This window comes from Rhodopseudomonas parapalustris (assembly GCF_053772255.1).
The window spans coordinates 88,105-102,623 of the sequence record NZ_JAMKBZ010000003.1; the positions used below are offsets into that span (position 1 = coordinate 88,105).

At 66.0% G+C, this 14,519-nt stretch carries 14 protein-coding genes; 7 read left to right on the plus strand and 7 right to left on the minus strand.

Features of this window, described 5'->3' with window-relative positions; translation table 11 throughout:
• Positions 1 to 4: 4 nt before the first annotated feature.
• The gene (gene hutW / locus M9H71_RS03905) at positions 5 to 1,444 is read right to left on the minus strand and encodes a heme anaerobic degradation radical SAM methyltransferase ChuW/HutW (RefSeq protein WP_455403779.1); all 1,440 of its coding nucleotides are present in this window, start codon (positions 1,442 to 1,444) and stop codon (positions 5 to 7) included.
• A 332-nt stretch (positions 1,445 to 1,776) separates the two neighbouring features.
• Here hutW and M9H71_RS03910 point away from each other — a divergent pair, with 332 nt between their 5' ends.
• The 6 genes from M9H71_RS03910 to M9H71_RS03935 all read left to right on the plus strand — a co-directional run bounded on the left by M9H71_RS03910 (position 1,777) and on the right by M9H71_RS03935 (position 5,914).
• Entirely contained in the window at positions 1,777 to 1,980 is a 204-nt protein-coding gene (locus M9H71_RS03910) for a hemin uptake protein HemP (protein ID WP_455403780.1), read from the plus strand.
• Entirely contained in the window at positions 1,977 to 2,948 is a 972-nt protein-coding gene (locus M9H71_RS03915) for a heme/hemin ABC transporter substrate-binding protein (RefSeq protein WP_455403781.1), read from the plus strand. The genes M9H71_RS03910 and M9H71_RS03915 overlap by 4 nt, the downstream gene beginning before the upstream one ends.
• On the plus strand, positions 2,945 to 4,027 hold the full coding sequence (locus tag M9H71_RS03920) for a FecCD family ABC transporter permease (RefSeq protein WP_455403782.1): 1,083 nt from the start codon (positions 2,945 to 2,947) through the stop codon (positions 4,025 to 4,027). Before M9H71_RS03915 ends, M9H71_RS03920 begins: the two co-directional genes overlap by 4 nt.
• Positions 4,024 to 4,830, plus strand: coding sequence for a heme ABC transporter ATP-binding protein (locus M9H71_RS03925; RefSeq protein ID WP_455403783.1), 807 nt, complete (start codon positions 4,024 to 4,026; stop codon positions 4,828 to 4,830). Before M9H71_RS03920 ends, M9H71_RS03925 begins: the two co-directional genes overlap by 4 nt.
• A gap of 206 nt (positions 4,831 to 5,036) precedes the next feature.
• On the plus strand, positions 5,037 to 5,519 hold the full coding sequence (gene fldA, locus M9H71_RS03930; protein ID WP_455403784.1) for a flavodoxin FldA: 483 nt from the start codon (positions 5,037 to 5,039) through the stop codon (positions 5,517 to 5,519).
• The gene (locus tag M9H71_RS03935) at positions 5,498 to 5,914 is read left to right on the plus strand and encodes a DUF2023 family protein (RefSeq protein ID WP_164602634.1); all 417 of its coding nucleotides are present in this window, start codon (positions 5,498 to 5,500) and stop codon (positions 5,912 to 5,914) included. The genes fldA and M9H71_RS03935 overlap by 22 nt, the downstream gene beginning before the upstream one ends.
• A gap of 247 nt (positions 5,915 to 6,161) precedes the next feature.
• Here the strand turns inward: M9H71_RS03935 and cynS are convergent, their stop codons facing one another.
• From cynS to M9H71_RS03955, 4 genes are all read right to left on the minus strand, one after another.
• Positions 6,162 to 6,650 (minus strand): cyanase, encoded by a 489-nt coding sequence (cynS, locus tag M9H71_RS03940; protein ID WP_455403785.1) that lies wholly within the window; start codon positions 6,648 to 6,650, stop codon positions 6,162 to 6,164.
• Positions 6,651 to 6,693: 43 nt separating this feature from the next.
• Entirely contained in the window at positions 6,694 to 7,581 is an 888-nt protein-coding gene (locus M9H71_RS03945; protein ID WP_455403786.1) for an ABC transporter ATP-binding protein, read from the minus strand.
• Between the two features lie 5 nt (positions 7,582 to 7,586).
• Positions 7,587 to 8,426 (minus strand): nitrate ABC transporter permease, encoded by an 840-nt coding sequence (ntrB, locus tag M9H71_RS03950; RefSeq protein ID WP_230761612.1) that lies wholly within the window; start codon positions 8,424 to 8,426, stop codon positions 7,587 to 7,589.
• 120 nt (positions 8,427 to 8,546) lie between these two features.
• Positions 8,547 to 9,932 carry a CmpA/NrtA family ABC transporter substrate-binding protein gene (locus tag M9H71_RS03955; RefSeq protein WP_455403787.1) on the minus strand — a complete coding sequence of 462 codons (1,386 nt, stop codon included), beginning with the start codon at positions 9,930 to 9,932 and terminating at the stop codon, positions 8,547 to 8,549.
• Positions 9,933 to 10,094: 162 nt separating this feature from the next.
• Between M9H71_RS03955 and M9H71_RS03960 the strand changes: the two genes are divergently transcribed.
• Complete coding sequence (locus M9H71_RS03960; RefSeq protein ID WP_455403788.1) at positions 10,095 to 12,020, plus strand: sigma 54-interacting transcriptional regulator; 1,926 nt, start codon at positions 10,095 to 10,097, stop codon at positions 12,018 to 12,020.
• A gap of 43 nt (positions 12,021 to 12,063) precedes the next feature.
• Here M9H71_RS03960 and cobF read toward each other — a convergent pair whose 3' ends face one another.
• Both cobF and M9H71_RS03970 read right to left on the minus strand, forming a co-directional pair.
• Positions 12,064 to 12,834 (minus strand): precorrin-6A synthase (deacetylating), encoded by a 771-nt coding sequence (cobF, locus tag M9H71_RS03965; RefSeq protein WP_455403789.1) that lies wholly within the window; start codon positions 12,832 to 12,834, stop codon positions 12,064 to 12,066.
• 31 nt (positions 12,835 to 12,865) lie between these two features.
• A complete protein-coding gene (locus M9H71_RS03970) occupies positions 12,866 to 14,440 on the minus strand; it encodes a cobyric acid synthase (RefSeq protein WP_455403790.1) in 1,575 nt (524 codons plus the stop codon).
• Positions 14,441 to 14,519: the final 79 nt, after the last annotated feature.

Sequence of the window (14,519 nt, forward strand, 5' to 3'; positions counted from 1 at the left end):
CCTCTCACATCGTCGCCGCGGTCGACAGGCCGGCCGTCAGCCCGCTGGTCAGATTGCTGATCCAGAACGATCCGGCAAGGCTCGGCGAAAATCCGTCGCCCTGCAATTCGCCCAAGCCGGCCGCCGTCCAATTCGCCAGCAGCGGCGTGACAGCGACGCGGAATCCCGGCCGCAGCGCTTCGACCGCGGCCAGATCGAGCCGCCCGGTCTCCAGCCCCGCGGCGATCATCGCATGCGCGGCATGATCAGGCGGCACCAGCGCCAATCCCTCGATCGGCGCACGGTTTTGCGCGATCATGTCGCGGCGCTGCGCGATGTCGATGACGTTGCGCCAGCGATGGCCGTGCGCCTGACCGCCGGCTCCTGCGCCGAACGGCAGGCAGGCGACGCCGCGCTTGATCGACGCGTTGTAGCGGTTGCGCTCGCGCAGCGACCTGACCAGATGCGACTGCGACACCTGCAGCCAGCCGTTCTCGGTCAACCGCTCGACGCCTTCGGCGTAGAGCCGGGCCTGTGCGGCCGGAGTCGCCGGCCGCGGCAATTTGCCGTTCTCCACCGCACGCGCCATCGGCCCGCCGGGAAACATGTTGAGCGCATACAGCGTGACACCGTCGAGGCCGATTCGGCCCACGGTGTCGATGTCGCGCCGCCAGTCGGCGTCGCTCTGCCCCGGCAGCCCATAGATCAGGTCGCACACCACCGAGGTGCGGCCGAGCGCCATCAGCTCGGAGAGGAACGCCGCAACCTCCTCACCCGTGCGTTTGCGGCCGAGCCGCCGCCGCACGTCAGTGGAGAAGCTCTGCACGCCGATCGACAGCCGGTTGACGCCGGCATCGGCGAGCTTTGCCGCCTTGGCGATATCGAAACCGTAGGAACGCCCCTCCAGCGTGATCTCGCAATCGGCGCTGAGCGGCAGGTAGCGATGCAGCGCCTCGATCAGCCGCGACAAATCGTCCGCATCAAGCGCCGACGGCGTGCCGCCACCGATATAGATCGCATCGATCGGCGCGCTCGCGATCAGCGGGGAATGAGATTTCGCCGCCAGCTCCGCGATCAGATCATCGACATAGGCCGGGCCGGCCTCGGGCCGCCAGACGTTTTCGAAGAAGCCACAGAACAGACAATGGTTCTGGCAATACGGGACGTGCAAATAAGCCACCGCCGTCTCGCTGCGCGGCGTCGCGAATACCCGCTCGATCACCACGTCGGCATTGTCGGCATCGATCGGCCGGCTGCCGCGCCACGGCGGCGAGAACGCCCGCTTTCCGAACGCCTCGGTGAGCGGATCGCAGCCGACCCGCACCAAGTAATCCCCAATCGATACAGGCTTGAGAGCCGCCGGATGGCCGGCGCCATGCCCCCGTAGGCTGCCATGCCCTGGGTGACTGCCGTGCCCGCCATGTGCCGGCACAGCGATCCGATCGCCCTGCTTCGCCTCAGCCATTCTCACCGCCCGCGCTCCATCGTCCAACGGGCAGCAGCGCCAGCCGCGCGCGACGCACGGTCAGCCGACGCATGCGCGTGCGAGTAGCTGGCCGGCCCGACCATCCGATCACACTCGTAGTTTGCAGAAGTTGCTGGCGGGCGCTGCGAAACGCAGGGAGCTGGCTGGCGCACCACAAGGCACAATTCGGCCTCGCGTTCCTTGAACGTTACGATGCACCGCAGCGATCGCTCAAGCGCCGATCACGCCGTTTATAGTAATTATAAGACACATTTTCGGATCACCGCTTATAACCAATCGCTCACGTCGAACTCAGAACAACCAGAAGCGGTATGATGACAACATCCGATCGATTGGGCGCAGATCCTACGCAGTCCGTCGCGAGCCCGGGTGGCGCGCGCGCCGTCAGCATCGTCGGCAACCAGATCGACAGCCGCGACCTGTTCACGATGGATCGGGAAATCGTGATCGCGCACGGCGACGACCGCTACCGCCTCCGCCTCACCTCGCAGAACAAACTGATCCTGACCAAATGATCGTGCTGAGTACTTTTGCGCGCCGCCGCGCCCTGCTCGCCGCCATGCTCCTTGCCTGCGCAACCGCGCTGCCGGTGCACGGCGCCGAGCCCGTCAAGGTCACCGACGCGCATGGCCACGACGTCGTGGTCGCCGATTCCTCGCGCACGCTGTCGATCGGCGGCGCGATCACCGAAGTGCTGGCTGATCTCGGGCTGGAGAAGCGGATCGCCGGCGTCGACTCCACCAGCGTGTATCCGCCCGAAGCCGTCGCCGGGAAACCCAATGTCGGGTACTTGCGCCAGCTGTCGTCGGAAGGCGTGATCGGTCTCAATCCGACCCTGATCCTGGCGATGGACTACGCCGGGCCGAAGCAGACCATCGATGCGATCAATTCGGCCGGCATTCCGATGGTGTCGGTGCCGGAGACGTATTCCGAGAAGGGGTTGCTCGACAAGATCGCGCTGATCGGCCACGCGATGCAGGCGGACAAGGCCGCCACCTGCCTCGCCTCCGCGGTCGGCGACGATTTCGCCACGCTGCGCAAGCTGCGCGCCGCGATCACCAAGCCGGTACGGGTGATGTTTGTGATGTCGCTGGTCAACGGCCAGGCGATGGCCGCAGGTCGCAACACTGCGGCCGACGCGGTCATCGCGCTCGCCGGCGGCGTCAACGCGATCGACGGCTACGACGGCTACAAGGCGATCAACGACGAAGCGATTGTCGCAGCCCGGCCCGACATGGTGCTGACGATCAAGCGCGGCAGGGATTCGTTCGAGGCCGATGCGTTCTACGCCCATCCGGCGTTCGCGCTGACGCCGGCCGGCCAGCACCGCGCCTTCCTGGCGATGGACGGGCTGTATCTGCTCGGCTTCGGGCCGCGCACACCGGCCGCCGCGATCGAAGTCGCGTCGAAACTGTATCCGCAGCTCGCAGCAGAGGCCGCCGGCTTCAAGCCGAAGGCCACCACGGTCGATTGCCGCTCATGAGCGTGCTCGCACTGCATCGCCGCGGTCGCACCGGCGCGCCGCGCCCGCCTGCGGGGCTGGCTTTGGCAGTACTCGGCATGGTGCTGATCGCCGCGATTGCGCTGGCGCTGACGGTCGGCGCCGCCGGCATTCCACTATCACGGCTGCCCGCCGCGCTCGGCCTGTCCGGCGCCGCGGCCGATCCCACCACCACCCGCGATCAGCTCGTGCTGTGGTCGATCCGGATGCCGCGCATCCTCACCGCCGCGATCGTCGGCAGCCTGCTCGCCGCCGCCGGCGCGCTGATGCAGGGTCTGTTTCGCAATCCGCTGGCCGATCCGGCGCTGGTCGGAGTCTCGAGCGGCGGCGCCTTCGGTGCGGCCGCCTCGATCGTGTTCCTCGAGCACGTGCTCGGCCCGCATCTGCGCGGCCTGCAGGAATATCTGCTGGCGTTTGCCGCCTTCGCCGGCTCGCTGGTGACCACCATCCTGCTGTACCGGATCGCGAGCCGATCTGGCCGCACCTCGATCGCACTGTTCCTGCTCGCCGGCCTGGCGATCGCGGCGATCGCCAATGCCGGGCTCGGCGTCCTGGTGTTCGTCGCCGACGATCGACAGCTCCGCGACATCACCTTCTGGATGCTCGGCTCGCTCAGCGGCGCCAACTGGCCCAAGGCCGCCTCCACCGCCTCCGTGCTGCTGATCGCGCTGCTGGTGCTGCAGCGCCTCGCCGGGCGGCTCGATCTGTTGGTGCTCGGCGAGACCGAAGCCTATCACAGCGGCGTCGATGTCGAGCGCCTGAAGCGGGTCACGATCGTGCTGGTGTCGGCAATGGCCGGCGTCGCGGTCGCGGTTGCCGGTGTCGTCGGCTTCGTCGGCATCGTGGTGCCGCATCTGCTCAGGCTGGTGATCGGCCCGTCGCATCGGTTGCTGCTGCCGGCCTCGGCCTGCCTCGGCGCAGTCATGCTGCTGATCGCCGACACCGTCGCGCGGACCATCGTGGCGCCTGCCGAAATGCCGATCGGCATTCTCACCGCCGCGATCGGTGCGCCGTTCTTCCTCGCCATCCTGCTGCGGCAGCGCAAGCTGGTCGGCCCATGAGCGGCGTGCTGAAAGCCGAGGCCGCCTCGTTCGCGCTGCCGGGAGCCGTGCTGGTCGACCGCGTCGATCTCAGCATCGCGCAAGGCGAACTGGTGGCGATCGTCGGCCCCAACGGCGCCGGCAAGTCGACGCTGCTGCGGATGCTGTCGGGTGATCTGCGCCCGACCTCCGGCACCGTGTCGCTGGACGGACGCGCGCTCGCGGATTACTCGCCGCGCGCGCTCGCCGCCCGGCGCGCAATGCTGGCGCAGCACACCACCGTCTCGTTCCCGTTTTCGGTCGAAGAGATCGTGGCGATGGGCGCCGACATCGATCCGCGCAAGGCGGCGCCGCTGTTCGACGCCGCTCTACGCGACGTCGGCCTCGACCAGTTCCGCCACCGCAACATCACCACGCTGTCGGGCGGCGAGCAGCAGCGCGCGCATTTCGCCCGCATCCTGGTGCAATTGTGGAGCGGCGAAGCAGACACCGGCCCCGGACTGCTGCTGCTCGACGAGCCGACCTCCAGCCTCGACATCCGCCACCAGCTCGATCTCGCCGAGACCGCGCGGCGCTGCGCCCACCGCGGCACCACCGTGATCGCGATCCTGCACGACCTCAACCTCGCCGCCCGCTTCGCCGATCGCATCATCGTGCTGAGCGGCGGCCGGATCGCCGCCGATGGCGCTCCGGCTGCCGTGCTGCGTCACGAGCTGATCGCAGAGGTGTTCGACGTGGCGCTCACCGTCAACACCGACCGCGCCGGCCAGCCCTTCGTGCTGCCGGAACTGGCGGACGCTCGCCGCAGCGCTACGCACGCCTGACAGCGCGCCACACCGCCTCCGCCTACCACCTGACACACATTCTAAATCGTCGCGGCCCCAATCGGTCCGGTTTTGGACCAGTTCAATTTGTTGGTTCGCGCCCCGCCGCTTAGCTTGTTCGGGCGCGGCGTTACCAATCTATCGCCGCGACAACGATTACCACCAGAAATCACTTTTCATCGTTCGCAGCGAAAGTCCAACAGCCTATGAGCGTCAACGTGATATTCGGCTCCGATTCCGGCGTAACCCGCTCGATCGCCTCGCGCATCGCCAAACGGATGCAGGGGCGCGCCGTCGATATCAAATCCGCCACCACCGCCGATTTCGAAACGTGCAGTCTGCTGATCCTCGGTGCGCCGACCTACGGATTCGGCGATCTGCAGACCGACTGGGAAGCCAACATCGACAAGCTCACCTCCGCCAATCTGACGGGGAAGAAGGTGGCGCTGTTCGGCACCGGCGATCAGACCAACTACCCGGACAGCTTCGTCGATGCGATGGGGCTGCTCTACGACCACGTCGTCGATCTCGGCGCCGACGTCGTCGGATTCACCGACACCGCGGGCTACGACTACACGGCGTCCAAAGCCGAGCGCGACGGCCGCTTCGTCGGCCTCGCCCTCGACGAGGACGGACAGTCATCCAAGACCGAAAAAAGGATCACCGAATGGATCAGTCGTCTCACATGAGCGCCGCCACCTTGCAGATCTTCCAGCATCACCTCTACGAGCTGTCGAAGGGCATGCGCCCGCTCGCGATGATGACGCTGCCGGCGGTCGACGCCACCGCGATCGTGGCACGGCTGCGCACCGCGGGCATCGCCCATCACGTCCACGAAGCCTGCCAGCACCGCATCAACGTGGTGTTCGGCGTCGCTTCGGCGGTGCGCACGGTGCAGGGCTTCATGACCGGGCCGCTGTGTAATCTGTCGGCCGAGCACGACTTCATGCTCGGCATCCTGCTCGGCTACGACCGCGAACTGCAGTGCCACCGCTTCCTCGCCCGCAGCGGCGGCGATGTAGTCGATCCGGTCGCCGAGCCGACCCACACCGTGGCGCCGAACGAGCCGGTGCTGATTCACTGACGGTCGGCAGCGCTGGATCGCCGCTCGACCATGTGCCTGCACGGCCCCTAGTCCGCAAACGCTATCCGTGATGGGAGGCGTCGCTCCCACCCCTCACGTCATCGCCCGCGCAGGCGGGCGATCCAGTATCTCAGAGCGCTGGTTGATCCGTCGTGAGCCCTCTACCAACTCTCTGCCATACTGTGTCCCCCGCCTGCGCGGGGGACGACGACGATTGGCGTCAGGTGCTGTTCGCGAGGTTCGCGCCTCACTCCTCCTTGAAGCCGTATTCGGCGTGGTTGCCGGTGGCGCCGTAGTATTTGTACGGCAGGAACTTGCCGGACATCGACAGCTTGACGCGGTCGCCCTTCGGGTTCGGCAGCCGTTCCATCACCATGTCGAAGTCGATCGCCGACATGATGCCGTCGCCGAACTCTTCCTCGATCAGCGCCTTCCAGGCCGGGCCGTTGATCATCACCAGTTCGTAGAAACGGTAGATCAACGGGTCGGTCGGCGGCATGGTGAGGCCCTCGCCGCGCATCGGCACCTCGTTGAGCATCGCGGTCTCCACCGCCGACAGCCCGAACAGCTCAGCCGCCTTCGCCGCCTGCTGCTTGGTCAGCTTCATCTGGCCGAGGATCGCGCCGACGACCAGCACTTCGGAATGGCCGCCGATGGTCTCGCAGATGTATTTCCAGGTCCAGCCCTTCTCGCGCTTGATGTCGAGAAGCTTCTCGGTCAGGTCGGCTCGTTTCATGGTCGGTCTCCTTGTGAGGTGGGGGATCGGTGGGTGGTGGGGATCAGCGGGCGTTCGCCTGCAGCGGCACGACCGAGGCGTCCTCGATGCCGGGACGCACGATCGGCACATGCAGCGGATCGTGGTTCGGATTGCTGCTGGTGAAGGTCTTGCTGCGCGTCACCAGGAAGTCGACGATGTGGTTGCGCAGGCCGTAGTAATAGGGATGCCGGTGCAGATCGATCCGAGCGCGATCCTTCGGCAGCGGGTTCTCGACGATCTCGGCGATCACCGCGCCGGGGCCGTTGGTCATGAGGTAAATCTTGTCGGCGAGATACATCGCTTCGTCGACATCGTGGGTGATCATGAAGGTGGTCTGCCCGGTCTCCAGGCAAATCCGCCGCACCTCGTCCTGCAGCGAGCCGCGGGTCAGCGCGTCGAGCGCTGAGAACGGCTCGTCCATCAGCATGATCTTCGGCGTGATCGACAGCGCCCGAGCGATGCCGACGCGCTGCTTCATGCCGCCGGACAGCTCCGACGGCCGCTTGTTCTCCGAACCGGTGAGCCCGACCAGATCGATGAAGCGCTGCGCATGGGCACGGACCTTGGCCTTGTCCCAGCCGCGCCACTTCGACGACACCGCGTAAGCGACGTTGCCCATCACGGTGCGCCACGGCAGCAGCGCGTGGCTCTGGAAGATCACCGCGCGGTCGAGGCTGGTGCCCTCGATCGCCTGGCCGTCGACGATCACCGCGCCGTCGGTCGGCTGATCGAGGCCGGCGAGGATGTTGAGCACGGTGGTCTTGCCGCAGCCGGAGTGGCCGATCACGCAGCCGAACTCGCCGCGCGGCAACGACAGCCACAGATTCTCGAAGATCGTGGTCTGCCCCCCGCCCGCGGCGGGGTAGCGCTTGGCGATGGCTTCGACGGAAATGAACTTTTCGTTCGTCATCTGGCTCACTCCGGAAACGTGACCATGCGGGTGAACCGCGCCAGCACCTGATCGAGCAGCATGCCGACGATACCAATGGTCAAGATCGCAATGATGACATTGGTAATCGACAGATTGTTCCACTCGTTCCAGACGAAGTAACCGATGCCGGTGCCGCCGACGAGCATCTCGGCGGCGACGATCACCAGCCAGGCGATGCCGATCGAGATGCGCATGCCGGTGAGAATGGTCGGCGCGGCGGCCGGCAGGATCACCGTGAAGGCGCGGCGCACGGTGCCGACCTCGAGCGTGCGCGCGACGTTGATCCACTCCTTGCGGACCGAGGCGACGCCGAACGCGGTGTTGAGCAGCATCGGCCACACCGAGCATATGAAGATCACGAAGATCGCCGACAGGCTGGAATCCTTGATGGTGTAGAGCGCCAGTGGCATCCAGGCGAGCGGCGAGATCGGCTTCAGCACCTGGATGAACGGATCGAGCGCCTTGTTCATCAGCGGCGACATTCCGATCAGAAAGCCGAGCGGGATTGCGACGGCCACCGCCAGTAAATAGCCGATCATCACCCGTGCGATCGAATAGCCGAGCTGAATACCGAGCCCTTTGTCGTTGGGTCCGTTGTCGTAGAACGGTCGCTGAATGTGCTCCCACAGCTTGGCGCCGACGTCGAACGGCCCTGGCATTGCCGATTTGCCCTGGGTCGCGGTGGCGCCCATCAGCGCCGCATATTCCGGACTCATCTTGGCGACCTCGCCGCTGCCGCGCGTCGCCAGATGCCAGGCAGCGATGAAGCCGCAGAACAGCAGGATGGAGACCATCGCAGCACGGAGACGAAGGGATTTTGTCATGACGTTCACCGATCCACTGTGGTCCGGCGCTGCAGCGTCCTGTCCACGGCGCTGCAACGTCGAACGCTGTCGCGGGCGAGCGTCGTACCCCGGCGCGTCCGGAGCACGACGCGAGCCCCGCTAGGATGCCTTCTTGATCTTGAAGCTGGCGAGATACTCTTCAGGGTTGGAGCCGTCGAACGACTTGCCCATCACCGAGAACGACCGCGTGGTCTTGTCCGGTGGGGTCAGTCCGGCCTCCTTCATCAGCTTGGCGGTGTCGGTCGCCAGATAGACCTGCTCGGCAATGCTCTTGTAGTCCATGTCGCCTTTGACCTGGCCCCAGCGCTTCATCTGCGTCATGATCCAGACGGCGAAAGACTGCCACGGGAACGGATCGAAATCGATCCGGTTCGGCTGCTTGACGACGTTGCCGAGACCGTCGGCGTAGGTGCCGGTGAGGATCTGCTCCAGCACGATTGCCGGCTGGTTCAGGTAGTTGGCCGGCGCGATCGCCTGCGCGATCTCCTTGCGGTTCTCCGGCTTGTGCGCGTAGGCGGTCGCTTCGATGATCGATTTGAGCAGCGCACCGTAGGTGTTCGGCATCGTGGTAACGAACTCCTTCGAGGCGGCGAACGCGCAGCACGGATGGCCTTCCCAGATGTCCTTGGTGAGAATGTGGATGAAGCCGACGCCGTCATAGACGGCACGCTGGTTCATCGGATCTGGTGCCAGATAGCCGTCTATGTTGTCGGCGCGCAGGTTGGCGACCATCTCCGGCGGCGGCACGGCGCGGATCTGGACGTCGACATCGGGATCGATGCCGTGCTCTGCGAGATAATAGCGCAGCAGATAATTGTGCATCGAGTAGTCGAACGGGACGGCGAACTTGAACCCCTTCCAGTCCTTCGGGTTTCGCCGGTCCTTGTGCTTCATGGCCAGGGTGATGGCCTGGCCGTTGATGTTCTCCACCGCCGGCATGGTGTACGGAATCGGATTCGATCCGACCCCCATGGTGATCGCGAGCGGCATCGGCGACAGCATGTGTGCGGCGTCGTATTCCTTGTTGAGCGTCTTGTCGCGAATCACCGCCCATCCGGCGGTCTTGATCACTTCGACATTGAGGCCGTACTTCGCATAGAAGCCCATCGGATGCGCCATGATGATCGGCGTGGCGCAGGTGATCGGAATGAAACCGACCTTGAGGTCGGTCTTCTCCAGCGGGCCGCCCGCGGCGAACACCTCGGTGGCGGTCTGCAGCGGGAAGAACTGCGACACCGCGGCCAGCGCCGTGGCCGCCCCGACCGACTTCAGGAACGCGCGGCGCGACGCATCCTGCGGAAACATCGCCCGCATCACCGCCGAGGCGACGACGCCTTCGAACCGCTTCTCCTCACCCTGCGTCACGGCGAGCTGCAACGACGCCTGTTCGGCGGCGTGCTCGGCTTCGGTCGCATGACGACCGCAACTACAACCTGTGGTATGCAGCCGGCGATTGGGATCGAACGGATTGTCGAATGTTGACATGGGACCTCCTGCGCTGACGTCGGGACCAAGTTCGCAAGGAGCGTGCCAACCGCAGGATCATCGCCGGATGCGACGATATGGGTGCTTTCCAGTGATTGCCGGATACGAAATCTCGTAATATACGGAATTTCGTAGTCGAGTTACGAAATCTCGGAGCGTCCAATGGACCTCTCGTCGCCTTCCGCGCTGACGCCCTCAATTGATCCGTCGCTGCGGGCCTCCGTGTTCGACGGCGCGATCGAGGCGGTTCTGCTGATCGACCCGGCATCGGACCAGATCGTCGACGCCAATCGCGCGGCCTGCGATCTGCTCGGCTTCGACTACGACACCCTGCTGCGGACCAAGTTCAGCGCGCTGCACGGCTCGCAACTGCCGGCCCTCGTGGTGTTCACCCAGGCGGTGTTTGCCAAGAGCACCTACTGGAGCCACGCGCTGACGCCGACCCACGCCGACGGCGCGCAGCTTCGGCTGGAATACGCCGGCAAACACCTGTCCTACCGCGATCGGTCGCTGCTGCTGCTGACGATGAGCGATCTGGAGCAGCGCCGGCGACGCTATGTCGATGCCGTCGCCGACGACTACATGCGCGACGGTCTGCCGGCCTGGCAGCGCGTCGAGCGCGTATTTCAGAACATCGAACGCGAGAACCAGCTGATCCTGCGCGCCGCCGGCGAAGGCATCTACGGCGTCAACGCCGAGGGCAAGACCACCTTCGTCAATCCGGCCGCAGAGCTGATCCTGGGCTGGTCCGCCGATGAATTGGTGGGCAAGGAGATGCACGCCATGGTGCATCACAGCCATCACGACGGCCGGCACTATCCAGGCCAGGAGTGCCCGATTTATGCGGCGTTCCGCGACGGCGCGGTGCACACCGTCGACAGCGAAGTGTTCTGGCACAAGGACGGCAAGCCGGTCTGGGTCGAGTACACCTCGACGCCGATCCACGACCGCAGCGGCGTGGTGGTCGGCGCGGTGGTGGTGTTTCGCGACGTCAGCCAGCGCCACGAAGCCGACGAGAAGCTGCACGCCGCGCTCGCCGAAGTCGACCGCCTCCGCGAGCGGCTGCAGCTCGAAAACGATTACCTGCAGGAAGAAATCCGGATCGAGACCAATCCGCGCGGCATCATCGGGCAAAGCGAAGCCATCCAGACCACGCTGCGCCAGGTCAAGCTGGTCGCGCCGACCGCCGCGACGGTGCTGATCACCGGCGAATCCGGCACCGGCAAGGAGCTGATCGCGCGCGCGATCCACGAAGCCAGCACGCGCCGCGACCGTCCGCTGATCAGGGTCAACTGCGCGGCGATCCCGCGGGAGCTGTTCGAGAGCGAATTCTTCGGCCACGCCCGCGGCGCCTTCACCGGCGCAGTGCGTGATCGCATCGGCCGTTTCGAGCTCGCCGACGGCGGCACGCTGTTTCTCGACGAGGTCGGCGAAATTCCGCTGGAGCTGCAGAGCAAGCTGCTGCGCGTGCTGCAGGAGGGCAATTTCGAGCGCGTCGGCGAGGAGCGCACCCGCAACGTCGACGTCCGCCTGATCGCCGCCACCAACCGCGACCTGAAACGCGAAGTGCAGCGCGGGCACTTCCGCGAGGATTTGTACTTCCGGCTCAGCGTGTTTCCGATCGAGTCGGTGCCGCTGCGCGACCGCCGCGAGGACATTCCCTTGCTGGCTCAGCACTTCCTCGCCAACGAAGCCCGCGAGATGAAAGCCGAGTTGCGGCTGTCGCAGGGCGACGTGCGGCGTTTGATGCGCTACGACTGGCCCGGCAACGTCCGCGAGCTGCAGAACGTCATCGAACGCGCCACCATCCTGGCGCAGAATGGCCGGCTCCGCATCGACCTGCCGGAATCAGCGAGCAGCCACGCCGCGGCGAGTGCCGGCCGCCAAAAACCGGACGCGCAGCCTGCCGTGATGACCACCGCCGACCTTCGCAACCTGGAACGCGCCAACATCGTCGCGGCCCTGCGCGCGTGCAAAGGGAAGGTGTTCGGCGACGACGGCGCCGCGGCGATGCTCGACATGAAGCCGACCACGCTGGCATCCCGGATCAAGGCGCTCGGCATCGCCTCGCCGCGAGGACAGGCGTAAGTGGCGAACTCGACGCCGATGACGGACGCCTGACAACGGGGTGTCAGGTCTCCGCGTCGCCGTCCGCCTTGCGCAGCAGATAGATATCCATCACCCAGCCTTTGGCGGCGCGGACCTGCCGGCGGACACGCTGAATTTCCGGCACGATCTCCGGGAGCTTCCCCGCTACCAGCACTTCGTCGTCCATCCCGAGATTGGCGCCCCAGAAAATCTCGGCGCCCTCGGCGGCGATCTTGGCGAAGGTCTCCTCGCCGTCGAGCATGACCACCATGGTCTCGCCCGACCAGCGACCGGCGGCAGCGAGCTTCCGCCCTGTCGTGACCGTGACGGGTTCGCCGATGCCATTGAGCGCGATGCCATGACGCGCCGTCAGCGCCTGCACCGCGGTGATGCCGGGAATGATCTCGTAGTCGAGCGCCATGCCGCGCGTGCGCAGCCGGTCGAGAATACGGATCGTGCTGTCGTACAGCGACGGATCACCCCACACCAGAAATGCGCCGCAGCCGTCCTCCGGCAGGTGCTCGATCATCGCCTGCTGAAACCGGCCCGCGATCTCGGCATGCCAATCGTTCACCGTGGCGCGATAGTCCTGCGGCTGCGCCTCGCGCTTCGGAATGTCGATGGTGACGAAACGATAGTCCGGCGACTTGATGAAGCGCTCGCAAATCTGTTCGCGCGCCAGCCGCAGCTCGGCCTTTTCCTCGCCCTTGTCGGGAATGAAGAACACGGTGGCGCGGTTCAACGCCTCGACCGCCTGAAGGGTCAGGTAGTTCGGACCGCCCGGCCCAATTCCGATCAACAAGATCTTCCGCATCGTCGTCCTATTCCTGCGCGCAAACGCCGCGTCACCGCGCCAGCGCCAGCAAAGCGTCGAGATCGAGATTGCTTTCGCAATGATCCGCGAGCGCGTCCAGCGTCTCTTCGACCCGGCGCTCGAAATCGAGCCCGGACGACGCCGCACCGATCTGCGCCAGCCAGGCGGAGCGGAACGCATCGCCGCCGAAGATGCCGTGCAGATAGCCGCCGCTGACCCGGCCGTCAGCCGACACTGCGCCTTCGGCCCGTTCGCTGCCACCCTCCTCCAGCCTCAGCCATGGCCGCGACAATCCTGCGCCGGTGGTGCGGCCCATATGCATCTCGTAGCCGACGACCCGGCATCCGCTGACCCGATCGAGCGCATCGATCTCGACCAAGCGCTTATCGCCGGAAATCTCGGTCTCGATGTCGAGCAGGCCAAGCCCCGCGGTCTCGCCGGCAGGCCCCTCGATGCCTTGCGGATCGCGCACCACGCGGCCGAGCATCTGGAAGCCGGCGCACAGTCCGACGACGCGTCCGCCGCGGCGGACGTGAGCATGAATGTCGATGTCCCAGCCCTCGCGCCGGATCAGGTCCAGCTCGGTGCGGGTCGCTTTTGAGCCCGGAAGCACCACGACGTCGACATCCGCCGGGATCGGCGAGCCCGGCTGAATCCACTGCAGATCGATGTCGGGCTCGGCCACCAGGGGATCGAGGTCGTCGAAATTGGCGACGCGCTGCAGCCGCGGCACCGCGATCTTGAGCTGTCCCCGGCTCGCCGCCGCGGCCCGTTCCAGCGCCAGCGAGTCTTCGGCCGGCAGCCGGTCGGCGCCTGGAAACCAGCGCAGCACGCCGAGGAACGGCCAGCCAGTCTCGGCCGTGATCGTTTTGCAGCCGGGTTCGAACAGCGAGAAGTCGCCGCGGAATTTGTTGATCAGATAGCCGACGACGCGGGCGCGATCGCCCTCGTTGAGCAGAACATAGCTGCCGACCAGTGCCGCCATGGTGCCGCCGCGATCGATGTCGGACAGGAACACGACCGGGAGATCGGCCGCTTCCGCAAACCGCATATTGGTGATGTCGGAGGCGCGCAGATAAACCTCGGCGCCGCTACCGGCGCCTTCGACAAGCACCAGATCGGCCTCGGCGGTGAGCCGCTCGAAGCTGTCGACCACCGCCGGGATCAGCCGCTGCCGCATGTGGTGATAGATCCGCGCCGGGCAGTTGCCGAGCACGCGTCCGCGCAGCACCACCTGGGCGCCGATTTCAGACTGCGGTTTCAGCAGCACCGGGTTCATGTGGATCGACGGCGCGACCCGACACGCGCGCGCCTGCAGCGCCTGGGCGCGGCCGATCTCACCGCGGACCAGTTCACCGTTCGGACCGAGAGGCAGATCGGAGTCGGATGCGACCGCGGCATTGTTGCTCATGTTCTGCGCCTTGAACGGACGCACCACCAGCCCGCGCCGGGTGAAGGCGCGGCACAGTCCCGCGACCACCATGCTCTTGCCGACATCCGAGCTGGTGCCCTGGATCATCAGCGAGCGGGCGCGGCGCGAGCCGTTGCTCGTGCGCGGCGTAAATTGGATTCGGGAGATGAGCTCCTCGACATGGGCGTCGGTCATGAAACTACTCGATGGCATGCAGTTGAGAGGAAACACCGCAGGCGCCGGCGCCTGCGGTTGACGGTGATCGGCAGCAGCG

Excerpts from the sequence above, each read along its gene's own strand:
- hutW (WP_455403779.1), bottom strand. The coding sequence starts at position 1,444 with ATGGCTGAGGCGAAGCAGGGCGATCGGATCGCTGTGCCGGCACATGGC.
- M9H71_RS03910 (WP_455403780.1), top strand. The coding sequence starts at position 1,777 with ATGATGACAACATCCGATCGATTGGGCGCAGATCCTACGCAGTCCGTC.
- M9H71_RS03915 (WP_455403781.1), top strand. The coding sequence starts at position 1,977 with ATGATCGTGCTGAGTACTTTTGCGCGCCGCCGCGCCCTGCTCGCCGCC.
- M9H71_RS03920 (WP_455403782.1), top strand. The coding sequence starts at position 2,945 with ATGAGCGTGCTCGCACTGCATCGCCGCGGTCGCACCGGCGCGCCGCGC.
- M9H71_RS03925 (WP_455403783.1), top strand. The coding sequence starts at position 4,024 with ATGAGCGGCGTGCTGAAAGCCGAGGCCGCCTCGTTCGCGCTGCCGGGA.
- fldA (WP_455403784.1), top strand. The coding sequence starts at position 5,037 with ATGAGCGTCAACGTGATATTCGGCTCCGATTCCGGCGTAACCCGCTCG.
- M9H71_RS03935 (WP_164602634.1), top strand. The coding sequence starts at position 5,498 with ATGGATCAGTCGTCTCACATGAGCGCCGCCACCTTGCAGATCTTCCAG.
- cynS (WP_455403785.1), bottom strand. The coding sequence starts at position 6,650 with ATGAAACGAGCCGACCTGACCGAGAAGCTTCTCGACATCAAGCGCGAG.
- M9H71_RS03945 (WP_455403786.1), bottom strand. The coding sequence starts at position 7,581 with ATGACGAACGAAAAGTTCATTTCCGTCGAAGCCATCGCCAAGCGCTAC.
- ntrB (WP_230761612.1), bottom strand. The coding sequence starts at position 8,426 with ATGACAAAATCCCTTCGTCTCCGTGCTGCGATGGTCTCCATCCTGCTG.
- M9H71_RS03955 (WP_455403787.1), bottom strand. The coding sequence starts at position 9,932 with ATGTCAACATTCGACAATCCGTTCGATCCCAATCGCCGGCTGCATACC.
- M9H71_RS03960 (WP_455403788.1), top strand. The coding sequence starts at position 10,095 with ATGGACCTCTCGTCGCCTTCCGCGCTGACGCCCTCAATTGATCCGTCG.
- cobF (WP_455403789.1), bottom strand. The coding sequence starts at position 12,834 with ATGCGGAAGATCTTGTTGATCGGAATTGGGCCGGGCGGTCCGAACTAC.
- M9H71_RS03970 (WP_455403790.1), bottom strand. The coding sequence starts at position 14,440 with ATGACCGACGCCCATGTCGAGGAGCTCATCTCCCGAATCCAATTTACG.